The organism is Tistrella arctica (assembly GCF_039630945.1).
Classification (GTDB): domain Bacteria; phylum Pseudomonadota; class Alphaproteobacteria; order Tistrellales; family Tistrellaceae; genus Tistrella; species Tistrella bauzanensis.
In genome coordinates this window covers 1-22984 of record NZ_JBBKTV010000015.1, presented here as the reverse complement: position 1 = coordinate 22984, position 22984 = coordinate 1, and the positions used below count along the sequence as shown (strand labels likewise).

The 22984-nt window shown below is 62.7% G+C and carries 21 protein-coding genes, 1 tRNA gene and 1 rRNA gene; 9 read left to right on the top strand and 14 right to left on the bottom strand.

The annotated features are described in order from the left end of the window. Positions 1-104: 104 nt before the first annotated feature. The 8 genes from WG924_RS25040 to WG924_RS25005 form a co-directional block, all read right to left on the bottom strand. A complete protein-coding gene (locus tag WG924_RS25040; protein ID WP_345935775.1) occupies positions 105-479 on the bottom strand; it encodes a hypothetical protein in 375 nt (124 codons plus the stop codon). 110 nt (positions 480-589) lie between these two features. Then, entirely contained in the window at positions 590-2671 is a 2082-nt protein-coding gene (locus tag WG924_RS25035; RefSeq protein WP_345935774.1) for a ParB/RepB/Spo0J family partition protein, read from the bottom strand. 511 nt (positions 2672-3182) lie between these two features. Next, entirely contained in the window at positions 3183-4145 is a 963-nt protein-coding gene (locus WG924_RS25030) for an ArdC family protein (protein ID WP_345935773.1), read from the bottom strand. 342 nt (positions 4146-4487) lie between these two features. Continuing rightward, a complete protein-coding gene (locus tag WG924_RS25025) occupies positions 4488-5651 on the bottom strand; it encodes a Shedu immune nuclease family protein (protein ID WP_345935772.1) in 1164 nt (387 codons plus the stop codon). Next, positions 5648-6169, bottom strand: a complete 522-nt coding sequence (locus tag WG924_RS25020) for a hypothetical protein (RefSeq protein WP_345935771.1) — start codon at positions 6167-6169, stop codon at positions 5648-5650. The genes WG924_RS25025 and WG924_RS25020 overlap by 4 nt, the downstream gene beginning before the upstream one ends. A 403-nt stretch (positions 6170-6572) precedes the next feature. Then, positions 6573-7085, bottom strand: coding sequence for a DUF2285 domain-containing protein (locus tag WG924_RS25015; RefSeq protein ID WP_345935770.1), 513 nt, complete (start codon positions 7083-7085; stop codon positions 6573-6575). Next, the gene (locus WG924_RS25010; protein WP_345935769.1) at positions 6988-7401 is read right to left on the bottom strand and encodes a transcriptional regulator domain-containing protein; all 414 of its coding nucleotides are present in this window, start codon (positions 7399-7401) and stop codon (positions 6988-6990) included. The genes WG924_RS25015 and WG924_RS25010 overlap by 98 nt, the downstream gene beginning before the upstream one ends. 304 nt (positions 7402-7705) lie before the next feature. After that, a complete protein-coding gene (locus WG924_RS25005) occupies positions 7706-8323 on the bottom strand; it encodes a hypothetical protein (protein WP_345935768.1) in 618 nt (205 codons plus the stop codon). A 245-nt stretch (positions 8324-8568) separates the two neighbouring features. Here WG924_RS25005 and WG924_RS25000 point away from each other — a divergent pair, with 245 nt between their 5' ends. Beyond that, entirely contained in the window at positions 8569-9468 is a 900-nt protein-coding gene (locus WG924_RS25000; RefSeq protein WP_345935767.1) for a helix-turn-helix domain-containing protein, read from the top strand. A 124-nt stretch (positions 9469-9592) separates the two neighbouring features. Here the strand turns inward: WG924_RS25000 and WG924_RS24995 are convergent, their stop codons facing one another. Further along, entirely contained in the window at positions 9593-9883 is a 291-nt protein-coding gene (locus WG924_RS24995; protein WP_345935766.1) for a helix-turn-helix domain-containing protein, read from the bottom strand. 132 nt (positions 9884-10015) lie between these two features. Here WG924_RS24995 and WG924_RS24990 point away from each other — a divergent pair, with 132 nt between their 5' ends. After that, the gene (locus WG924_RS24990; RefSeq protein WP_345935765.1) at positions 10016-10303 is read left to right on the top strand and encodes a DNA -binding domain-containing protein; all 288 of its coding nucleotides are present in this window, start codon (positions 10016-10018) and stop codon (positions 10301-10303) included. 60 nt (positions 10304-10363) lie between these two features. On the opposite strand, the gene WG924_RS24985 is transcribed toward WG924_RS24990, so the two are convergent. The 3 genes from WG924_RS24985 to WG924_RS24975 are packed head-to-tail and all read right to left on the bottom strand — an operon-like array spanning position 10364 to position 16815. Then, a complete protein-coding gene (locus WG924_RS24985) occupies positions 10364-13777 on the bottom strand; it encodes a DEAD/DEAH box helicase family protein (RefSeq protein WP_345935764.1) in 3414 nt (1137 codons plus the stop codon). Then, on the bottom strand, positions 13774-15855 hold the full coding sequence (locus WG924_RS24980; RefSeq protein WP_345935763.1) for a site-specific DNA-methyltransferase: 2082 nt from the start codon (positions 15853-15855) through the stop codon (positions 13774-13776). Before WG924_RS24980 ends, WG924_RS24985 begins: the two co-directional genes overlap by 4 nt. Before the next feature lie 12 nt (positions 15856-15867). Continuing rightward, the gene (locus tag WG924_RS24975) at positions 15868-16815 is read right to left on the bottom strand and encodes a helix-turn-helix transcriptional regulator (protein ID WP_345935762.1); all 948 of its coding nucleotides are present in this window, start codon (positions 16813-16815) and stop codon (positions 15868-15870) included. Between the two features lie 109 nt (positions 16816-16924). Here WG924_RS24975 and WG924_RS24970 point away from each other — a divergent pair, with 109 nt between their 5' ends. The 7 genes from WG924_RS24970 to WG924_RS24940 all read left to right on the top strand — a co-directional run bounded on the left by WG924_RS24970 (position 16925) and on the right by WG924_RS24940 (position 22278). After that, positions 16925-17167, top strand: coding sequence for a DUF2188 domain-containing protein (locus WG924_RS24970; RefSeq protein WP_345935761.1), 243 nt, complete (start codon positions 16925-16927; stop codon positions 17165-17167). A 23-nt stretch (positions 17168-17190) separates the two neighbouring features. Next, complete coding sequence (locus WG924_RS24965; protein WP_345935760.1) at positions 17191-18063, top strand: AAA family ATPase; 873 nt, start codon at positions 17191-17193, stop codon at positions 18061-18063. Further along, positions 18060-18527 carry a hypothetical protein gene (locus WG924_RS24960; RefSeq protein ID WP_345935759.1) on the top strand — a complete coding sequence of 156 codons (468 nt, stop codon included), beginning with the start codon at positions 18060-18062 and terminating at the stop codon, positions 18525-18527. Before WG924_RS24965 ends, WG924_RS24960 begins: the two co-directional genes overlap by 4 nt. Then, positions 18524-19027: a hypothetical protein gene (locus tag WG924_RS24955; RefSeq protein ID WP_345935758.1), complete on the top strand. Its 504-nt coding sequence runs from the start codon at positions 18524-18526 to the stop codon at positions 19025-19027. Before WG924_RS24960 ends, WG924_RS24955 begins: the two co-directional genes overlap by 4 nt. Then, positions 19024-19908, top strand: coding sequence for a CBASS oligonucleotide cyclase (locus tag WG924_RS24950; protein ID WP_345935757.1), 885 nt, complete (start codon positions 19024-19026; stop codon positions 19906-19908). Before WG924_RS24955 ends, WG924_RS24950 begins: the two co-directional genes overlap by 4 nt. A gap of 5 nt (positions 19909-19913) precedes the next feature. Further along, positions 19914-21440 carry an SAVED domain-containing protein gene (locus WG924_RS24945; RefSeq protein WP_345935756.1) on the top strand — a complete coding sequence of 509 codons (1527 nt, stop codon included), beginning with the start codon at positions 19914-19916 and terminating at the stop codon, positions 21438-21440. 73 nt (positions 21441-21513) lie between these two features. Beyond that, positions 21514-22278: a nucleotidyltransferase domain-containing protein gene (locus WG924_RS24940; RefSeq protein ID WP_345935755.1), complete on the top strand. Its 765-nt coding sequence runs from the start codon at positions 21514-21516 to the stop codon at positions 22276-22278. A 213-nt stretch (positions 22279-22491) separates the two neighbouring features. Here the strand turns inward: WG924_RS24940 and WG924_RS24935 are convergent. Together WG924_RS24935 and rrf are read right to left on the bottom strand one after the other, a co-directional pair. Continuing rightward, positions 22492-22568: transfer RNA gene (locus WG924_RS24935), tRNA-Met, on the bottom strand. 97 nt (positions 22569-22665) lie between these two features. Next, positions 22666-22780, bottom strand: a 5S ribosomal RNA gene (gene rrf / locus WG924_RS24930). Between the last annotated feature and the right edge of the window lie 204 nt (positions 22781-22984).

The window sequence follows — 22984 nt, the reverse complement described above, 5'->3', positions numbered from 1 at the left end:
TTCATGGCTGAGGTTTCCCGAGAGAGCGCGAGGAACGGGACGAGCCGCGAGGGCGCTCTCTCTTGTGCCCCTCGGCTCACCCCGTCCCGGCCCTTCTCTTCCTCTCAGGCGACACGGACCGCGCCGCCGCCTGCCGCCATCACGGTCCAGACTCTGGCCGCCAATGCCGGGATGTCGTCGAGCATCGACAGCGGTGCGAAGTGGTTGCGGCCGCCGGTATAGTCGCGCCGGCCTTCGCAGATGCGGATGAGGATGCCGGTGTCGGCGCGGGTCGCCGGCTGGCAGACCTGCACATAGACGCGCTCATGGTGGAGCGTGATCTCGCCGGACACGGCGATGCCGCCCTGGTTCGAGCGGAGATCGAACGATGCGGGCGGAAAGCCGAGTCCCGCGGCGAGACGGCGAAGCCGCGCCCGGGCGACAGTATGGAAGCGGCGCTTCCGATCGGGCTCGTAGGAGCAGGAGGTGTACCAGTCCATCGAAAGTCTCCTGAAATGCGAAAGCCCGGCACCCCCTCGACGTGCTCAGGAGGCCGGGCTTGGTGTAGGAGGGTGCGGGGCGACGAGTGCGGCCGCCCCGCTGGTCGAGGTCATTCAGCCGCGATGGCGGGCGGCTGCGGCTCTTCCGGATTGGAGTCCGCGGAGGCGCCCTCGTTGTCATCGAGGAAGGCCGGCAGATCTTCGCTTGTGGCCGGTTCGGCGACGGCCTCCTCGGCGTCAAGCAGGCGAAGCGGCTCGGGCAACCACCCGGACCCGGCGAGCAGGCGCTCGGCCTCCTTTGCCATGTCCGGCTTCTTGAGGTGGTCGATGAGCTGCGCCGAGCCTTCGCCCTTGGCCTCGCGCACCGCTTCGAGGATGCGTGCCTTGGTGATCCGGCCGAGATAGTTGTCGACGGTCGGCGCCCAGCCAGCCGCGACCATGTCGAGACCGACGGCCCGGGCGACCTGCCCCGCATGGACGATGCGGCGCGGGTTGCGGTTCCACGGCTCGTGGACTGCGTTGACCGAAAGCGACGCGCAGTGCGCGAACAGCGATGCGCGGCTGTCGCCGTCGAAGGCGATCAGCGCGTTCCAAAGGTCGCCGGCGTCCTTCGGCAACTGTCCGGCCCATTGTGCGTGCCGGTCTTCGATCGCCTTGGCCGACACACTGTCGTTGAGCCCTGGCGCCTGCGTGCCGAAGCTCGCGCTCTTCGCCGTGATCTCCAGACAGGTCTCAGACGCATAGCGATAGAAGGCGTTGAGGCAGAGCGCATGGAGGACCGCGACGAAGGCGGTGTCGGGATCGTTCGCCAGCGCGTCGCGCAGCGCCAGCGTGCGATGAGCGGTGAGCTCGGTGACCAGACGGTCGGGCAGCGGCTTGATGCCATCTTCCTCCTCGGCGGTCTCGGCACCTGCCGACGACCCATCGCTGCCGATGGTGATCACCGTGCGCTGGACATCGCCGTCGTCCTCGGAACCTTCGGGCGCTTCGCCGTCGGCGTCCGGCTCGGCCGGTGCTTCGTCCTCGGGACGGACATAGCCGCGTTCGATGCGCAGATCGCCGTCGCCATCGATGCTGACGAAGGCGCCGGCACGGGCGATGTCGGCCGGATCGTAGATCACAGGGCGATCGTCGAACGCCTCCAGCGCCGTCTCGATCTCGCCGAGGCGCTGGTCGACCTCGTCGGGGAGCTCTTCGGCCTCGGCGTACTCCGCCTCCAGCTTGTCGTACTCGGCGCGCAGCGCGTCATAGCTCGTCTGCTCCTCGTCGCTAAGCGACGCCGTCTCTCCGGCAAGGCGGCGCAGATCGGAGGTATGGCCATAGGGAAACTCCGCCGCGACCTCGATCCATTTCCAGCCCTCGCCGCGGAGCGCCTCCGCCTCGCTGGTCAGCTTCTCGACGACGAGCCGGTCGAGCAGCACCGGATCCTGCAGCCACCCGCCGTCGTCCTGCTGGAAGAGATCGCGCATGACGGCGCCGCCGGCCGCCTCGTAGACGTCGATGCCGACGAACTGCGCCCGCTTGTCGGAAGCACGGATGGCGCCTTCGGTAAGCTGGCGGCGGATGTAATAGGGCTCCTTGTTGTAGGAGCGGGCGAGCTGCTCCCATACCTGCTCCTGGCGTTCATGGTCATTGGTGACGGTGAAGGCCATGAGCTGCTCGAGCGTCATCTCGTCTTCGGCATAGAGGTCGAGGAGCTTCGGCGAGACCGAAGCGAGCTTCAGGCGCTGCTTCACGACGCTGGGGCCGACGAAGAAGCGCGCGGCGATCTCCTGCTCGCCCAGGCCGGAGTCGCGAAGGGTCTGAAAGGCGCGGAACTGGTCGAGCGGATGGAGGGCGACGCGCTGGACGTTCTCGGCCAGGCTGTCCTCCTCGGGCGTCCCACCCTCGCGCACGACGCACGGCACGGGCTGAGTCTTGGCCATGCGCTTCTGCTTCACGAGCAGTTCGAGCGCCCGGAAGCGCCGCCCGCCGGCCGGGACCTCGTACATGCCGGTCTCGGCGCCCTCGGCGTCCAGCACCGGCCGCACGCTCAGGCTCTGCAGGAGCGTGCGGCGGGCGATATCCTCGGCCAGGTCCTCGACCGAGATGCCGGCCTTCACCCGGCGGACGTTCGCCTGGGACAGCACCAGCTTGTTGAAGGGAATGTCCTGAGACCGGCTCAGGACGATCTTGGGATTGGCGGTTGCCATGTCGGTTCTCCATGACGGGCCGGCCGGGAGCCTCTCTCTCGACCTCCAAACCCGTCACAGAGTCCCCCTCCCGCCTCTCCCTCTGGAGCCGCCGCCGGGTCCAGCGTGGCTGAGGAATCAGGGCGTCGAGGAATCCACGGCGGACGCTCCGGGTTGATCCGTCCCGTGGCGATGCTGTGCAGCATGTCGAGCAGATAGACGGGATCAGCCGGATACGGGCAGTCACGCCAGAGCTGGATCAGCAGCGGGCGCAGATTGTCCCCATAGCCAGCGAGCCGTATACGGGCGCGTTGCCAATCGCGTGCGCGGCGGTCGCGATCGCGCTGCTGCACCCTTGGCCACCATGTGGCGCGGCGCGCCATCTCGGCGTCGGCGCTCGACTGTCTTTGCGCGATAAGGGGGGCAAGCAGCGGGAACTTGTCGCGCTGAGTCCTCTGGGCGCGAGCCAGGGCGGCGCGTTTACGGGGCGTGTCCTCATAGGCCGACACGCGCGACCAGCGACGGAAGCGCATCACGCCACCTCCCGCTCGTCTTCGTCGGCCGTCATTTCGACGGGCCCGTCGGGATGGGACCGGAACGCGAGCAGATAGTCGGCCGCTTTCGACGCGGCGCTCGCCGCGCGAACGATGGCGCGGTCATCTTCGCGCAGCACCTCGAGCCAGGATCCGATGTAGTCGGCGTGCCGTACCGTCGGCACGATGCCGAGCGTGGCGCAGACGAAGGCGCTGGTCATCTCGGCACAGAGCTCTTCTTTAGCATAAAGCGCGGAACCGAACCCGCCCGACAGGTCACGGCCGAGCCGCGAGGGATGGCCACTCCAATGGCCGAGCTCGTGCAGAGCCGTGCGATGCCAGTTGATCGGCTCGAAATAGGCATCGGGCCGAGGGACCTGCACAAAATCATGCGAGGGGCTGTAGAAGGCGCGGTCGCCGCCAATGCGGAAGTCCGCACCCGTTGCCGCGATCAAGGCCTCGGCCTGTGGCAGGATCATGCCCTCCGCCACGGGCGGCGGCGCGGTCGAGAGCTTCGCCGGCAGGTCCTCGCATTGGTCGGTGTTGAACACCGTGAAGCGCTTCAGGAAGGGGATGGCCCCCGGCTCGTCCCCATCGCGTTCGGCCCGCCGGCGCTCCTCGTCTGGAACGAAGCGGTCGGCATAGACGACGGTCGTGCCGGTCTCGCCCTTGCGGACATGGCCGCCGAGCCCAAGCGCCTGGCGAAACGTGAGCCAGCGCTGGCCGGAGAAGCCGCGCTCTACGACTGCACTCCACAGGATCAGCACATTGATCCCAGAGTAGCAGCGGCTGGTCGCGGCATTCTGCGGCATGGCGAGGGATGCCCTCGCGGCCGCCGTGCCCCAGGGCTGGACCCAGGGCACGCGGCCTGCCTCCAGCTCGGCGATGATTTTGTCGGTGATTTCCTGATAGAGGCTCGCCCGGTCCCTACCGGAGCGAGCGCGAGCGGTTGAACGTGACATCGCGGATCTCCGCGACGGGTCGGCGAGAGCCTCTCTCTCACCTCCTCAACCCGTCACGGAAAACCCAACCGCCCTCTCACTCCTGGTGGAGACCCCCGGCGGTTGCTGCAGGCTTCACCCCCGACCCCATGCCAGGATATGTCGCTATGACAAGACAGCTGAAGGACAGGGTTGCGTCAGGAGCCGACATTCCCGGGTGCAATCGGCTGCCGCGATGTGGTGGGGAAAGCCGACGTTCGTGCAGAGCCCAGCGGACAACCCTAGGCTTGGCAAAACTGGTTCGCTGTAGGTCGAATGCTTGACCGCCTTGAAGTCTGTACCGCGAGTAATACGCCTACGGCACTATTGACTCCGCGTGATGAACTGGGCGCGTTCAAGCAGTTCATCGAACGTCACGATGTCAATGCTGCGGGTCTCGCGCCGGAACAGTTCAAAGGTGTCGTGCATCACGTTCGCAGCTCTGGGGTTCTCGGAACGAGAGAACTCGTCCCGTGACCCGATGACTAGGATGCACTTTGCGTTTCTGGTGCGCGCCGTCAGAACCTCGGTGCCTGCCTTGTTATAGTGCTCGCCAGTTTGAGCGAAGGATAACCATTCCGCCTTCTGTTCGATGATCTGGGAAATGGCGCTCATGAACTCCGGGCTGAACTCCCATGTTCCAGCCCGTCCGCCACGGCTTGCTCTGAAAATCGGGGTGTCAGGCCTCTTGATTTCAACAAGCACTGTGTAGTCCGTGAAACTCATAAGGAAGTCGATCGCAGGCTTGTTCTGGTTGTCGGTGCCTCCACCCCCGACCGTCATTTCTCGGCCAAACTGCCGCATCACGCGATAATCGAGACCATACCCGAAAACCCACTGCTCGCGCTCAAAGAAGTCCTGCCACTGCGCTTCGCTCCAATCCCCGAGGCGCATGTGCTCTTCATACTCTTCCAGCCCCTGCCTGCGTCCAAGAAGGATGTTGATTTCCTCGTCGGTCAATGACTGTTGCAGTGCGTGCAGAAGGCCGTTCCTTTGTCCCTCTGTCATACTCTTGATGCGGTCGATAATTCCGCGATCCGAGGCATCAATGACCGCTTTCGGCCCGGCCTTCGTGGATATGTCTTCGATCTGGAAATTCTCTTCATTCGACAGGTTGATGAATTCAATCTGAGACAGGAAACCAAGAAGGCGGGTGAACTCGTCGTCGCGGAAGGTGAATTCGTCCTTCTCGACCGACTCAATCCAGTCGCCTGCACGAGTCTTGAAGGTTTGAAGGGCCAGTCGCTTAATCTTCTTGTCATCTTGGGTGATAAGGGCGGAAATCTGTGTCTTGCGGCTGTTCCCCGTCAGGCGAAGGCACATTGCGCCTTCCATCTCGCCAAGATGAACTTGGTCGCTCCCTTCGATTACCATTCTGACTTGGCGAACGCGCTCCGGGTTCCGCTGATTGAAGGTGAAGACCTTTGAGATATAGGTCTTGGCCTGTTTGCGCAGCTTGAAGTAGTCGTATTCGCTTTCGTCGCTCATGTTCTGCGCTTTCCAGGCCTCATGTGCTCTATAGCATCAAAGCACCCTTCCTGTGCCTCTCTCAAGGTGCGGTAAGTCCTGCTTCCCCATGTCGGTCGCTCTGCCAAGGGTGGGGTTATGCCGACCGAATACCCATTGGAGCGGCGAGCCACTATACAGTGATATCCATCAACCTTGACGTGCGGATTCCCCTTGGCAGAAACCTTCCAGCCCTTCCGGTCGGGAAACTTCTGGCGGCGAGCAGCCCTGCGCCGCATATCGGAGTCGCGCTCTTTGGCGCGCCTCTTATTCCCTTCCATGTAGCCCGCACAGTCGCAGCCGCAATCCAGCGTCTCGGGGTAGTCGGGATGCACCATGGTATGCACGAATCGGATGGTCTGCACCTCGCACATTTCGCAGATCATGTATTCCTCGCCCTCTTCGCGCAGGTCGCGGGTGGCGATGCACTGCCAATCCCGATGCGGAACACCGTGTTGAGACCACTTACCACGGGCATTTGCGGCGATGGGATCGCTCATGCCCCAATACTAGCGCGGAAATTTCAAGTCGGAAGAGATCTTCCGCTGGAAGAATTCAGAACTCGGTACCCCTAGACATTCGCATTCTGAATCGATCCGGGCGCGTGGACAAATAGCAGGCTCGATTGAGGCCGTGTATGCTTCTACGCGCTGACGCGATCTCATCCCTCTAACGTAGGAGAATTACTTCCCATGCCCTGGTAGGGACAACCTATACCGCGCCGGACAAGAGGGAGACTGCGTAACGCTGCAGCCAAGGGCCGCTCCGAACTCTTAGTGGACTTAAGGCTGACGGGACCGCAACGGCTGCATCGGGTCAAGTGCGAGCCCCGAGAACCGGGTACCAGGCGTCTGACACTCAGAACTAGGCCGCTCCCGGCCGCTTCACCATTTGCGGTCCTGCTCATCGCAAGAGATCGCGGTAGCCGCCGTTCACCAGCTTTTCCGCCATACGGACCAGCCGTTGCACCCGCAGGCGCAGATAATCGGACCGACCGCACCAGTCCTCCCGCACGGTCTTCTCGCCGAAGAGCGCCGCGGCAATCTCGCGATGACTGGCACCAGCCTGGACCGCGTCATAGGCCTGAAGCGCCATCGCCCAGCGGCGGGCGCGGCGTTCCGGGGGATAGAGTCCGCGTGGAAATCGACCGAGCCGGCGGAGCAGCATGAGGCGGCGCAGCGTCAGCGTCTTCGCCTCGATATGCTTGAACCCGGACAGTTCGTAGCGGAAGCGAACGGGGCCATCGAGCAGGCTGCCCGCCGTCACGTCTATATGGAGATGATGTGCACCATCACTCAGGAGCAGATGCTCGTGGCCGTCAGGGCTCCGGAGGACCGTCGCCAGACTCTCGAAGTGGTGGAGGTCGAAAGCATCGCCATCGCCACGACGAGCCGGTAGCGTCTCTGCGGCCAGCACCGAGGCATCCCAATCGGATCGCCAGAAGATGCAGGCCTCGGTGACCGGGCGGATTGCCGCCTCCGCGAAAGTGCAAGCCCCAGTCGCGCGCCTCCTCTGCATCCGATGTGGTGATGACGCGCAGTTTCGTCCCGGGCCGTTCGAGTCGCGTAGGCGTAAGAAGTTGGGTCGATCGGGCGATGTAGTCGGGATTCCGGCGGAGCCATTTCCAAGCCCAGCCGGCGCGGTCGAGAGTCAGCAACGATTTGTAGTGCGTGGGATCGCGCCAACTGGCGCGCGACGGTTCGCCGGGTTCTTGAGAGTTCTCCTTGGACATGGCGCTGCCTCCTCCCGTCGCGCCGCTCTTGGCATTAAGCCGCGGAGCGGCGCGGTTCGACGATCTGTCGCTAGGGAGAGTGGCCCGTTGCTCGAATGCAGCACGGACCTCGGGAAGAAGTCACCAGCGACACCCTTTGATATCGCTGCGTGGAAGACGAATGGCTTCCGCGTTCAACCGGAGATTGTCGAGAAATCGGGGCAATCGTCAGGAAACGGAACTGGCATAGTGCCGCAGCGCAGGGGACGGTTGCAGCCTACGGCAATGTAGCACGAATTCGGCCTCGATTTCGACAGACTCTTCGTCAGCGTACGTCGCGTTCGTGCTTCCAGCCGTTATCGGTCTGAACCAGAACGTCGGTCGCTTGGTTGCCAGGCTTGGCCAGCAGAGCTGCAATCTTCGGAAAGGCGCCCGCGATATCGGGTCCCGTGGCCCAGGGCTCGACGTCTTTCAGCTCATAATCGTAAGTGACGCGTGAGACCTTGACCCCGGCAGCGTCGGCGGGCTCGGTGAAGGACTCGATCTTCACGACCTTCCGCCGAGCGAAGCAGATGTCCGTGCCGCCGAGAAAACTATCCGCGCCCTTTCGTAAGACCTTCTCACCGGCGGCGGTCGGCGCGTAGCGGAGATTGTCGGTCGCCTGTCCTTGTCCCGACGCCGCGGACTCGTTCTTCTGAATCGTCGTGACCGCGATCAGACCGGCCGCGACCAGCGGCTCCAGCTGTTGCTTCCTGGCGGCGTCTCCATCGCTGCGCAGCTCGACGGGGAACGTCAGCGGAATCGCGGCGCAGACGGGGTGCGAGTCGTAATAGCCTTGCAGCGTCGTTTCGAAGTTACTGTCATCCGCCTTCGGCGGATCATCGCATGCCGCCAAGAGCGACAGCGCTGCGGTCCAGATGACCAGGTTACGGTTCGGACTCATCGGGTATCCCTCCGTTTCCTGCGCTCAGCGTCGAAATCTACCAGATGATAAATGCAAACAAATATAGTCAATTTCGTATTAACTTTTATCGGAGTTGTCTTTGACATTCCTGTCATGTGCATGACCTAGTCTTGTATTATTTATCCCTCTGTTGCGTGGGGCTGCGCTCGAAGTGATCGAGACAGTATATGGATGCTCGGCATTCGGATGCCAACCTCGCCATCATTGGATGGAGGCTTCGCAGGATGCCGGATTCGCAGCCCAAGAGGCAAATAGAGCTGATCGACTTCGGCTCCGAAACTCCTCCGCCTCGGTTGTCCTACGCCGAGCGGGTGGTCCATGACGGTGTCGGTGTCAGCCGCTGCACATTGCAGCCAAACCCGGGAACGGAGATCGGCGCCACGCAGTTCACGGTCGCCATCCACGATGACACGCCGTTCCAAATGGAGTGGCGCCTGCCGGAAATGCGTGAAACGGAGCGTCGCCGGATCGTCTCTGGCGATCTCCACATCAACCCCGGGGACCGCCCGATCTTTCAACGCTGGACGAGCACGCCGCGCATTCTCGTCATCGCGATAGAACAGGCCTTCATCAAGCAGATCGTAAGCGAGGCCTTCGATGGGAACGAACCGGCGTTGAGGACCCACATCGGTGTCCGCGATCCGGTCATCGAGGGCATGGCTGCCGCGTGGCGCCGCGAACTGATCGAACGCGGCGCGGGCGGCCGGCTCTATGCGGAGGGGCTGGGGGCGGCGCTCGCCGTGCACGTCTTCCGTGCCTATGGCGATGGGCTCAGCCGTTCGCCGCCGGTGATCGGCGGACTCGGCGCGCTGCGCCTGCGGCGCGTCGTCGACTACATCGAAGTGCACCTCGCCGAGGACATCAGCCTGCGCGATCTGGCGGCGCTGGCAGGCTTGAGCACGCATCATTTCGGCGAGGCCTTCAAGGCCTCCACCGGAACATCGCCGCATCGCTATCTGGTCGAACGGCGCATCCGCCAGGCCAAGGAACTGTTGCTCGGTGCCGAACAGTCGATTGCCGAGATCGCGATCTCCGTTGGATTCGCCAGCCACAGCCACTTCACCGACAATTTCCGCAGGCTAACAGGCACGACGCCGTCCCGCTTCCGGATAGACCGGAGCTGAACTGCATGACAGTCACGATAGCGATCCCTCATGCGCACCCGACGTGATATGTTAATGATGTAAGTGCGTGGTGGAGAGACGCGCCTACGCCGACCTGTGAGGTTCGCCTGGACGACGAACTGGTCTATCCTCTGGCACGCCTTGGGCGGCGACCCTGAATCGGTGGAGGCAAGGGCTCGTCGGCGTGAAGAAGGTTCGAGAGCAATGCGCAGGGGTCTGTATCAAGCGCTTCGGCGACCTCAACGAATTCAACGACATCCAGCCTACGCTCCCCGCCTTCATACTTGGCGACAAAGGACTGCGGGCGATCGAGCCGTTCGGCAACATCGGATTGCGTGAGCTTCCTGGCCTTCCGGACTTCCGCTAACAATGCTTGCAGTCGTTGTTGCCGCGGTGTGCGGAGCGATTTGGACATGAAGACCGGCTAAATGGTGAGGCCGGTTCTTCCACTAATCCTGATTTCGGATTATCCCATATCAGGATATACTTCGACGACGGCGCTTCCGTCTGCACCCGGCGGAGACGGACACCTTCAGGAAGACCCACTATGACTGAGCTTGACCCTGACGTTGCCGATGACGTGCCATGGTCAGACAGCGTCACTCCTTACGACGAGCAGCACTTCGTCACCTACCTGCGGCTGCTGGATGCAGACAACGAGGGGGCCGACTGGCGAGAGGTGGCGCGGATCGTCCTGCACCGTAATCCGGCGACCGAGCCCGACCGGACACGACGCTGCTGGGAGGCGCACCTGAAGCGGGCCAAATGGATGACGGAGCGGGGCTATCGGCAACTGTTGACAGACGCGCAACCCCCAGCGCTGAAACGCCAATAAGGTATAATAGCGGTGTGGACAGAGGAAACCGCTTCCCGCGCGGGTCGCCCTGCCGTGCGATCAGACCCGCAGCAGCACCAGCGTCTCGACCCAGTGCTTCAGATTGCGTTCGGCAAGCGCCTTGTCATTCAGCTCTTTCTCATGGTGAGCGACATAGGTGTTGCGGAAGTCATTGACCGTCGTCAGGCGCTCAAGAAGTTTGCGCGAGCCCGGCAGGCGGAACGAGTCGTGGACCGCCTTGAACACGCCGTCGAGGCCGCTTTTGTCGTTCAGCGCGAAGTCGAAACACGCGCACAGGAGGCCAATGACCGAATGCGGGTTCCCGAACACCAGGCCGCGCTTGAGATTCTTCGCCACCTTCTGGTACCGGTCGCGCAGATGGGGGTCCACCTTTCCCATATACGGCTCGAACCAGTTCTCCTGATCGCCGCGGGTTGCCGGCATCTTGCCCTGCAGCAGCTTCAGAATGACGGCCCTTGCCGCTTCATCGAACGGGCCGAGCAGGGCATTAAAGGCCGGCGCAAAGTTCGTCCCGTCGCCTTTCTTCTCAAAATACCTGTAAAGCTCCGCCGCATCTTCCGCGGCCTTGCGCTCGCGGGCCGTAAGCTTGCCAAGCGTCTCTTCGGAGTAGAAGGCCTGCGCCTTCTCGCGCGCCTGCTCGCCGAAGAGCGGCAGCTCGGGCGCCCCCGTCGTCTCACTCAGCAGGTTTTGCAGCGCTGGCGCGCAGGCTCGCGTGAGATCGGCAAATCGGCTGCTCGTCAGCCCTTCCATGATGGCCTGCGGTACGAACACGTAATGCCAGCGCGTTCCTGATTTCGACGCCGTCTTGCACCACTCGATTGCCGCGCTCGCCTTGCGCGGCACGTCCTGATCCTGCCGGCCCTTCGTCTCGATCAGGGAGTAAGCGCCCTCCGGGTCGCGGGCGAAGAAATCAGGCGTGTAAAATGCGAGTCGGTGATCCGCCGTCAGGTAGTCGATGCGCACCGCCTGCGGTCCCGCGTTCTTCGCGAAGGCGGCGACATCTGGCGCTTTGTCCAGAAACTTGGTCGTCGCGACTTCGAGCGAGCGGTTGCAGGGCACCAGGTTGAAGAGCGTTCTTGCCGCCTTCTCGACGGGCCGGTTCTCCGAGAACGTCGCCTGATACGGCTTCCAGTGCCGCAGGCTTTGCGGGGAGCCTTTCACCCGGCGCTTCTCTGTCGTGACGGTCCTCTCCCGGATCAGCGGGATGAACACCGCGCGGATATGCTCGCGCACATCCTGATCCGAAAGGCGCCCTGTGAGCCGCGGATCGACGAGGGAGATTTTCTCGCCGAACAGAAGCTCGCCGAGAAAAGCTTGCAGCAGGGGCGCGAGCACGGTGTGCGTGCTCTGGACACGGCATGCCGATTCGAGTTCGCGCACAAAGAATGAGATCGCCGTGATTCCGTTCTGCAAGAGCGGCAGGCTGATCCTCATCGACTCGACAAGCTCATCCGTGATCAGCGCCCGGCCTTCATATTCAATGTCGGCGGCGCTCGCCTTGCCGAGCGGCAGCGGCTTGTACGGCCTGAAGGCGGCGCGCACGTCCTCGATCGTGAGCCCTTCGAGCCGGGGCTGGATTTCGTGCGCAGCCGTCAGCGCCGGCAGCACGATATCGAGCTTCTCAAAGTCCTTCGTCTCGTCGGGGAAGATGGTGACCGTCGTTGCCGGCACCTTCTCGACTTCCTCGATGGTGATAGGCAGCCCTTCCTGTTCAAGTTCCTGCTCATAGAGATTGATGAAGGACGGATGCTCGACGACGGTCACCAACTCGTTGGCTTGGCCCGGCGGCGTCATGCGCCGCAGGCCGCGGCCGAGCGTCTGCTCGGGAAGAATGTTCGACTGTGCCGTGAGGGGACGTAGAGGGACGATGGTCGTGACGTTGCGCACGTCCCATCCTTCTCGCAGCATTAGCACCGAGACGATGCATGTGTACTGGCTTGCGCCGCTGTCGAGATCGCGGCTGATCCGCCGAAGCGCCTTCAGGTCCTCGTCCGAGATTGCCTTCTCATCCTCGACAAAGACCTCGATCGTCCGGCCGTCAATCTTCTGCTTCTTGATCTTGCCCTTTAGGTTTGTGTGAAGGTTGATCGTCTTCCCATTCAAGTCCTTGAACACTGCGTCGCTGTTCAGGCGCGCCGTGATCTGGTCCGCCGCGTCCGTGTTCTCGCACATGACGAACAGCAGAGGCTTCATGCCGCTCCTGCTCCACTCATCGCGGCTGCGCCGCCAGCGTTCGTAGCCGACGCGCAGATGAGCCTCGAATCGGTAGGCCGCGTCGTCGTGGGGCTGTTCGACGATCTGGCGGCTCTTGCCAAGCACAGGGGTCTTGATGATTCCCGCATCGACGGCTTCGCCGAGCGGCGTATCGCAGACCACATGTGGAAAAACCACGCCCTTGTCGTTCTTGGGCGTGGCCGAGAAATCCAGTTGGGCGACAACGCCGTCCCCTCCGCGCTTTTTGAGCGTTTCGTGAAGCGAACGGATCGCCTGGTTCCACGCGGAACCGGGGTCCCAGACATGGTGCGCTTCATCGTTCAGAATGAGCACGCGCCGGTGCGCCGTGATCCGGTCTCGCAGCTCTTCGCCGGTATTGAGAGCTTTGGCTTTCGAGACGGCCGGTCCGGCCCATACGAAGGTTTCGGCTTCCTTGCCACGGCCTTCGCGCGCATCAAACAGACGATGGATGTTGGTGAGGTAGAGGACGCCGCCCGAGCTTGCTCCGCTCGCCTCGTCCTGGAGCACGACGGAGAAATTCCAGTCGCCCTTCCATTCGGCCGGGATGAGCGGGTCTCGCACGAAGATGTCGGGACCGCCGCCTTCGGGCCGGAAGTCCTCCTTGAGCCGCTCGAATACCGTGAGGTTTGGCGCGATGACGACGAAATGGCGCGGCATGTCGGAGCCCTCGCGCAGCGCATGGAAATAGCTCCACACGATGGCAAGGCTCATGCACTTCGTCTTGCCCGCCCCGGTCGCGAGCTTGAAGGCGTAACGCGCCCACAGTTCGTCTTCGGGATTGATGCCGCTGGCTTCCAGCTCCCCCGTCGGGCCGCCGAAATCCGCGAGCATCCCGGACAACGTGCGAATCTGCCGGACTTCGATCAGATAGATGAAGGTCTCGATCGCCTCGCGCTGGCAGAAGTAGTAGCGGAACTCGATCTCGCCGCCGCTGCCGTTAGCTTGCCGGTGAGGGCGCTCGAACCAATAGCCCAGAAGCTGCTGCGTCGTGTCGCTGGCGCCGGGATAGCCCAGCTCGCGCCATTCCTTGACCGCCTCGCGCAGGGAATTAACGAGCCTGACCGGCGAGCGCCGCCTGTAGGTCTTGATTTCGGGCGGCTGTCCCGCCTTAGCCGCACGGACCCGGTGCTTGTCCGGCTCCTCCCACGGCGCGAACAGCGGCTCCAAGGCTGCCGTATTGATAACCAGCCCTTCCGTGGAGGGAGCTTCCGCGCTCATGTCTCGACCTCTACAATGATGCTCGTATCGCAGCCGAACACATCGACGAGCTTGACGCATGCGGTGTGCTTGCCCACGCGCTCATAGATGAATTTTGCGTCGCTGACTGTCTTGAGGCTTCGGGCCTTGCGCGTCCGGTATTCCTGCCAATGGTGATTGAACGGCTGGCCCGGCTTCCAGTTGAAATCGACTGCCCAGAAATCGATGAAGTCGAACCCACTCTCCACTGCCCGCTCCTGCAATGCTTCAAGCTCTTTCGAAGGTACCTCGGTCAGAGAGGGCAGGAAATTCAAGAGCTTAATATCGACGCACTTCCCGCCCTTGCCATTGGTCCGGTAGACCGGGGCTGCTTCAAGCAGTGCCACCTCGAAGAACGGCGGCACCTCCGTCCTATTGCGCTCCATGATTTCGCGCGGGATGCGGTGCAGCCGCACCTTCACGCCATGCTCGGCGTCGACCGCGGCAACAACCTGCCGGATATCCATCTCGAAGTCCCAGGCAAGGCAGTGAATCTCGCCCCCTCCGGCGGCTTTGACAGCCTCCGCCACCGCGACGACCTCACCGCGGCTGAAGATACTGTCGATGCCATCCACGTGCACGAAGGCGTTTCCTTTGCGTCCGTGAAGCAGGGGCGAGGGCGTCTGCGTCAGCTCTTCCGCGCGGAAGAACCGGAGTACGATCTTCCGGTGCTCGTCGTCGGCGCCCTTTAGCGTTTCTTTCTGCCACCACTGACGTTCGTAGCGCCCAAGGTTGTAAACATCGAACGACCGATATGGCTTTGCCTCCTCGTGTAGCTCGCGTTGCAGACCGATCAGGCGCTTGCGCGTCGTATGGATTGCAAAACGACCAAGATCGGCCATGATCCACCGCCGGCCGAGGCGCTCGGCCACAATACCGGTTGTCCCGCTGCCGCAGAAAAAGTCGCCGACGATATCGCCGTCGCTGGATGATGTGCTTACGATCCGAGCAAGAAGCGCTTCGGGCTTTTGCGTCTGGTAGTTCAGGTTCTCTAATGAGGCCGCTTCGACCTTGTTGATGTCGGTCCATAAGTCCTGAACGGGTACCCCCGGCGACTCGTCCAGATACATCTTCAGCCGGATGGCACCGTCGTTGTCCTTCGGGAATAGCAGACGGTTTTCCGCGTCGTAGCGCTTCATCCTCTCGATGTTGACTGACCAGCCATTCTTATGGGGTTTGTAGCCCTTATAATCATATGTAAGATTCGGCCGCGGATGCGGACTGCGCAGGGTGACTGACTGAAAACGCCGCCAGTTGCGAGGAATCTCCTCGCCGGGCCGAACTGTGACCCATGTCCCGTCCGGCTTCTCCGCGTACCGAAAAACCTTATCGACAGTATCGTTCGAGCGCTCGCTGTAAGGCTGATTCCACGTATAGTCATCGCCCTTTCTGAAGAACAGAATGGTGTCGGATATCATCCCGTACCGGCCCGGATCATTATGCGCCCCGGTCCGCCGCCAAGTAATCTGATTAACGAAGTTATCCCTGCCGAAAATATCATTCAGAATGAGCCGCAGATAGCTGTTCACCCGCGAGTCGCAGTGGACGTAAATGCTGCCTGTCTCCGACAAAAGCTCCTTCATCAGAAGTAACCGCTCATAGAGTATGTGCAGGTACGAGTCGGTTCCCGTTCCCCACATGTCTCGATAGGCCACCATCTCCAGAATCGATTGTGCCTTTTCGAGCATTTCGTTGGTGTCGCCAATCGGCACTTCAAGCGTGAAGTCGGCCCCCACATCGAACGGCGGATCAATATAGATCAATTCGAGCCGGCCTCTGAATTCCTCCAGAAGGGACGCCAGCACGAGCTTGTTATCTCCCCAGATCAGGCGGTTCCGGAAATCGTCCCGGTGCTCCCGCTTCTCGTCAAACAGCGTGCCCTGCGCTTCCGCCCGAGAGCGCGGCTCGTCGATCGTCTCGATCTTTTGTAGCGGCATCGCAAGCCGGGCGTTATCCACCTCGCGTCGATTGCCGAACTCGTCGTACTTCCCTTCCCACACCAGCTCGGTGCGCATCGTTGAAAGAGGGTGGGGATTATGAGGGCCGTATTTTGTCATCATCGTTCCTGGCTTTTAATCTGCTTTTCTGTCTTGTCCTGCGCTGGCTACTACCGCGTTGTTGTCGTCCTCACTGCCTAATCCGCGCTGCGCCCGTTTTAGCGCCCACCTGACCTCCTCAGGACTCGCCAGAATGACATGCTGCTCACGCGCTGGGCGCTCCTCTCCCTTGAAATCATGCAGGTCCAGGCGCCGCAGAAGGTAATAGAGAAGCGCCAGCCGGACCTTCACTTCCAGCCGCTCGCCTTTCATGCCGAAATCCCGGGCGATGACTCGCTTCTGATCATCCGTCAGGCCGGGATGGGGCTTCAGGGCTACGCTCACGATCTCGTTCCAGTCCGAATCGTCCCGCGGGCCGGCTTCGGCATTCGCCGTGGCGCGGGTCTTGAGGATGCGCGGCAGCAGGAAATCCTTGAAGCCCCAGTCGATATGGCAGAAGGCCCGCACATGCCAGCGGTTGCCGTCGAAGGCGAAGGCATGCGGCGATATCCAGCGCCATGTCGGCAGAGGCCGGCTCCCGCTGAGCGACTGGTAGCGGATTTCCAGCGCCTGGCCCTCGCGAATCGCGTCGAGCGCTGCGCGTAGAATGCCGGGATCGACATGCCGATTCGGCATGGGCACGGATTCGAAGGGTGGCGGCTTTGAGAGCCACGTCTCTTCTTGCGCCAGCGCGCCGTCCGCGACCGAGCGCAGTTGAGAGAGATAGCGGTCGGAATCCGGCCTCATGAAGCGCGGCTGGAAAGCCTGTGCCGCGAAATACCGCTTCTCGCTGCGGTCATAGGTGATGTTCTCCGGGGCGATCGCCTGATACTGCGTCAGGTCCTTCGAGGCCTGCGGCACCGAAACCCCGAAATGCTTCGTGATGTCCGAGCGATTGACCCCGCCTTCCCACAGGAGGCGGAACTCGATGAATTCCAGCCGCTGCTCGACACCCCAACGGAGACCAGCCGCTCCTTTGTCCATGCTTCCTGTTGCTCCAGATACGGATAGAAACTATATTGACATCGTAACGCGACGCGTATAGTTTCTTAACTCATCTAGGGATCGCGGTCAACCTGAAACGGAGGGCATCATGGCCAAGAATGATCGCTACGTCGTCAAGCACGGGAAGGACTGGGCCGTGAAGAAGGGCGGGGCCGCCGCGCCGGAGAGCGTGCACCACAAGCAGAGCCAGGCCCAGGGGGCCGCCAAGAGCACGGTCCGCGATCTCGGCGGCGGCGAGGTCCGCATCCAGGGCCGGGATGGCAAGTGGCGCGATTCGGACACCGTAGCGCCGGGCCGGGACCCGTTCCCGCCGCGCGACAAGAAACACTGAAAACGGAACGGGGAGTTTGAACTATGGACACGATTATCGATCAGGCTGACCTGCCGCGCGCGGACCTTGCGGCCGCGTGGGCGGCGATCAAGCTCCCCGAACCCGTCCGCGAGCGGATTCTCGCCCACGCGGTGTTGGCGCTTCAGCTACGGCAGCGCTTCGCCTTTGAGATCATGCCCGTTCACGGCCTCATTGTGCTGTCCGGCCCGCCCGGAACAGGCAAGACCACCCTCGCGCGGGGGCTTGCGAATCGGGTCGCGGGAGTCATCAAGGACGCGAAGCCGTGCTTCATCCAGATCGATCCTCACGCCCTGACGAGTTCGGCCTTGGGGCGCAGCCAGAAGGAAGTCGCCAAGCTTTTCCATCAGACCATTCCGGAGTTCGCCGGAGGCAGGCCGTGCATCGTCCTGCTCGACGAGGTGGAAACACTTGCCCCGGACCGCCAGCGCATGAGCCTGGAGGCGAACCCGATCGACGTGCACCGGGCCACTGATGCTGCACTGGCCGGAATCGATTTGCTGACGCGCAAGAACCGTAACGTCCTGCTCATAGCGACGACCAACTTCCCGCAGGCCGTGGACCGGGCGCTCATGTCCCGCGCCGACTGGGTCGAGGATATCGGGCTGCCGGGTCCGGAGGCCCGCGCGGAAATCATCGCCGATACGCTCGGTCAGCTCGCATCCGCGTGGCCGCGGGTCGCCGAGCTGAAGAAGCATATCGGCGCTTTTGTGACCGCGTCCGAGAGGCTGGACGGCCGCAGGCTGCGCAAGACCATTGTCTCTGCCGCAGCCTCTTCTGTCGAGACGGCGCACGACATCAACAAGCTCAAGGCCGAGCACGTCCTTGCTACCCTCAAGGCTGTGGCGAAGGCGATGCCCTCGGAGAAGGCGGCATGAGGGTTCGCCGCGACATCGCCTCCGTGCCGGTGCGTTCGGCAAAGGAAACCTGGCGCGCCATCATCGATCTGGTGACCGGCGAGGGTTCCGTAGACCGTCAGCAGCTCGATGCCGCCTCCAGCATTCTGGAGTCCATCATCGCCGATGAGATCCCGGCCAAGGTGCCGATCGTCTTCAAAGGAGCTGGCCCGCGCGTTCTCATCTACTGCCTCTACAACGAAGAGGCCATGGAGGCGGGGCGCGATATCGACGCGCTGGCCTCCAACCCCACGGCGGGCGACTGGCGCGCGACGGCGCCATGCGAAGCCGAGGACGTGGGCTGGATGAACAAGTCGCTCAAGAGCAGGGCGCAGCGCATCAGCGTCCATAACGCCGACAAGCCGCCGGCGGACGAAGAGTCCGATGAATCCGGGCAGGTCGCTGAGGCCTTCGAAATCGACTGGGGAGCGCTGATCAAGCCATGAGCGCCGTGTCCGTCCATGCCTATGCCCGCAGCCACACGTCCGTGTATGTGTCGGACAAGCTGCGCAACTTCCTCAAGCTCCTGGTCCGGCATTACGGCCTCGATCCGCAAGGCGTTGTCGACGCCTGGTCCGACTGGGTGGACCACGCAGCCCGCACCTGGCTCGAATCCGGCCACCTTGAGTCCATCGTCATCGAGTTCTACCGCCCCGGCTATGACACCGCTGACGCCCGCTGGGATTTCCCGATCCGCTACGACGGCAACGGCGTCGACGAAATGTGGGTCGATCGCCTCTTCTTTGAAGAGTCGTTCGCCAAGGCTGAAGCACCGCCGGCCGGGTGCCTGTACCGGATCGTGCTCTTCCACAAACCCGGTGAGCCGTATGTTTCCGGCGTCTCTTCAACGACGATGCGTTCGATAAATGGTCTCTCCTCCCGCGAGATCGGCACCGTCATTGCGACCCCCGACATCATGGCCTCCGCGAGGTACTACCGCCGATGATCACCGTCGAAGAAGCCTTTGAGAAGTTCCGCCAGCGCCTCGAGCTCAGCGAGACGGAGAAGCAGGATGCGATCCGCCGTCACAACGACGTGCGCGAGTGCATCCGGGCCGGCTTCGACATCGAGCGCGACTTCCTGACCGGCTCCTATGCCCGGCACACCAAGACCAAGCCGCTCAAGGACGTCGATATATTCTTCTGCCTCGGCGAAAAGGATCGCCACTGGCGGGGCAAACCGCCCGCAGAGGTCCTGAACGCCTTCGAGAAGTGCCTTGCCGAAAAATACGACGCGGACAACGTGGAGCCGGGCCGGCGCTGCGTGACCGTCGAGTTCGAAAAGCGCAACCCGACGGCCGACGAGGAAGGCAAGGTGCTCAGCAACGACGCCGTGCCGGCCTACGAACTGGAGGACTGCTACGAGATTCCCGACCGCGACCTTGGCAAGTGGATCAAGACCGATCCCGACATCCATAAGGAGAAATCCACCGCCAAGAACAAGGATTGCGGCGGCAAGTGGGTGCCGCTCGTCAAGATGCTCAAGCGGTGGAACCGCTCGGCGGACAAGCCGATCGCGCCGTCCTTTCTCATCGAGGTGATGGCGCTGGACCTTGTCGATCCGCCGTTCACCACCTATCCCGGCGAGGTGCGGCGCTTCTTCGCCGCCGCGCTCAGCGGCATCATGAAGGACTGGCCGGACCCCGCTGGCTTCGGACCGCCTGTCTCCGATCAGATGACGGCGGACAAGCGGGCCAAAGCCGCCGAAGCGCTGCGCGCTGCCGAGGTCAAGGCGACCCGCGCCGTCCGGCTGGAGCAGCAGGGCAAGACCGGCGAGGCGCTCGCGCTCTGGCGGGAGATCATGGGCAAATACTTTCCGACGAGCTGACGCGCATGGCACGGTCGATTGCAGCACGCCGCCACGGTGACGATTTTCAGGCACGGCTCTTCTGGCTGCGGGCCGCCTCGTTGCTGGATCCGCATAGCAACGTGATCAAGGTCGCCTACGAGACCGGGCCGAAGAGCTTCGACGACGTTATGGTCGAGTACGACCCGAAGGCGGCGCCGCAGGATCATGAGGGCAGACCGATCTTGCGCAGGCACAGCCAGTGCAAATGGCATACGACGGCGGGCGTGTTCGGCCATGCGGACCTCATCGATCCCACGTTCATCAACGCCGAGCGATACTCGCTGCTTCAGCGCGCGCATCGGGCGCAGGCGCAGCACGCCCCGGACGGTACCGGCTGCCGCTTCGAGCTTCTGACCAACTGGCGGATCAAGGCCGACGACCCATTGCTGGAACTGGTCCGAAAGGAAAGCGATGCGCTCGACTTGGCCCGGCTGTTCGAGGGCAAGACGGACGGCAGCCGCATGGGCCGGGTCCGCAAACTCTGGTGCGATCACCTCGGTGTGGACCATGCCGGCCTTGCCCTGGTTGCCCGGACGCTCGCGGTCGGGGAATTCCCGGAATCGCTCTCCAGCTTGCGGGAGCGCCTGGACGACAGGTTCGCCGCCGTCGGCATGAAGCGCGTTCCGGCAGGCGAAGCCGGCTTTTTCTATGATGACCTGGCCGCCAAGCTCCTTGCCCAGGGCCGCGTCGAGTTCGACCGCGACGGCTTCCGCAAAATGGCGGAGCGTGAAAATCTAATCGACCCCGCCGCCAGGCCGGCCGATGCGCTCGCTATCGGCATCCGCTCGTTCATGCATCCGATCGATCCTATAGAGGATCGGTGCGCGCAGATGCTCAACCTTGTCCCGTATTTCGACGGGCGCTATATCCGCAACGACGCGGACTGGCAGGAGCAGGTCCATCCTGCGCTTGCCGCGTTCGTGCTCGGCGCCGCCCGCGCATCGGAGCATTTGCGCTTGATTATCGACGCCCACGCGTCGCTCGCCCTCGCGACAGGAGCGCTTCTCAATGTCAAATCGGGCAAGCGCATCGAGATCGAGCAACGCTTCGGCGGGCGCCGCTTTTGGTCGATGGACGATCAGCCTGCCGATCAGGGTTGGCCACCATTTGAATTTGACGAGGAAATCGTTGACTCCCGCGGCGACGAAACCGCGCTTGCAATAGGGCTGACGCACGATGTGGCCGGCGGGGTCCGGGCCTTCGCAAATGCCCATGCGCCCGCGATAGGCCGGATACTGCACTGCCGGCCCCGGGGCGGCGCCAGCCAGCAGTCCGTTGTCTGCGGCCGCCACGCCTGGATGCTCGTCGAGTCGGCGGTGCAGCAGGTCCGGCGCCTGCGCGAGAGCGGCGCCGCCAAGGGCCCGGCGCACCTGTTCGTCGCCGGCCCGAATGCCTTCACGTTTTTCCTTGGTCAGCACCAGCAGGCGCTCGGTCCTGTCTCATCCTATGAATGGGACTTCGACGGGCAAAGAGGCGGCGGGTACAGCCTCGGCCTGTCCGTCGGGGGATAAGCGCCATGGCCAGCGCAGCGCGTGACCGATCCGTCCTTGTCTGGCCTGACGCCGCGCCGCGGGCGCGCCGGCCATGAGCGCGGACGCCTACCTGCAACAGATCCTGAACCGTGAAGCCGTCGATACCGGAATCTTCTCCCCGGTCCGCGCCGTGCAGGCGGCGCTGGAGCCTGCCATCCGGCAGTGGGCGAACCGCTTTCTGATCGGCGTCAGCGCGAGCGGCTCCTTCGCCAAGGGCACCGCCAACAGGAGCGGGACCGATATCGACCTATTCATTTCGCTTTCCTCCGAGACGCGCGAGACGCTCAAGGAAATCTATGAGAGCCTGTTCACGCGCATGCAGGAGATCGGCTACACACCGAAGCGCCAGAATGTGTCGATCAACATCCGGGTCGGAGCCTATGACGTTGACCTCGTGCCGGGAAAGCACCAGGGCTATCCCGGCGACGATCACAGCCTTTACCGCCGGCGCGCGGATACCTGGACGAAAACGAACGTCAGGACGCACATCGATCACGTCGTCGCGGCCAACTGGCTTTCCGAGACCCGCATTCTCAAGCTCTGGCGGAACCAGAAAGGGCTGGAGTTTCCGTCTTTCTACCTTGAACTGGCGGTCATCAAGGCGCTTGCGCCCGGATTCTATAAAAGTGGTCTGGCGGCGGATGTCTGGAAGGTGTTCCAGTACCTTGGTGCCGACTTTTCTTCCGCGCGCATCCAGGACCCTGCCAACACAAATAACGTGATCTCCGACGACCTCTCGGCCGCCGAGCGCACAGCCATCAGGGCTGCCGCGACGCGCGCGTTGCAGGCAAAGACCTGGGGCGAGATCGTCGTTTGATCAGGTGCAACAGCCACTTTTGGCGATTCGGTGTGGCCAGTCTCGTGAACCGCTATCAGCCACTTGCGACGGCAAGTCCGGATGGATGGCACGCGCGCAAACCGCCGCAAATCGGACTTCTGATGGTAGCTATATGGTAGCTTTGGGTGTTTCGTCGTGTTGGTTTGCAAAAAGCGAAGCGCCGCTAACTGATTGAGCTAGCGGCGCTTTTCGTGGTTGCGGGGGCAGGATTTGAACCTGCGACCTTCAGGTTATGAGCCTGACGAGCTACCGGGCTGCTCCACCCCGCGTCGGGTGTGGTGCGTTGGGCAGTGTTGTTGAGATGAGATGTCTCGCGCATGTATTTTCGTGTTGCCCGGCTGGGCCGGCGTGTTGTGCGGTTACAAGACCTGGCAGCGACCTACTCTCCCGCGTCTTAAGACGAAGTACCATCGGCGCAGAACGGTTTCACGTCCGAGTTCGGGATGGGATCGGGTGGTTCACGTCCGCCATAGCCACCAGGTCATGAAACCGCACAAGACGACCGCCCGGGGATTTGCCCCTGTTCAGGGGCACCCGGTCGGGTATGTGCGCGAGATCGTCTGATTTTGTGTCTGTGATGCAAGCTGTGTGGCCCGCGGGCCCGGTTCTGGGCGCGACGGGGATCAATAGAGCTCTATCGAGCGATTAGTACCGGTTAGCTCAGTGCGTTGCCGCACGTGCACAC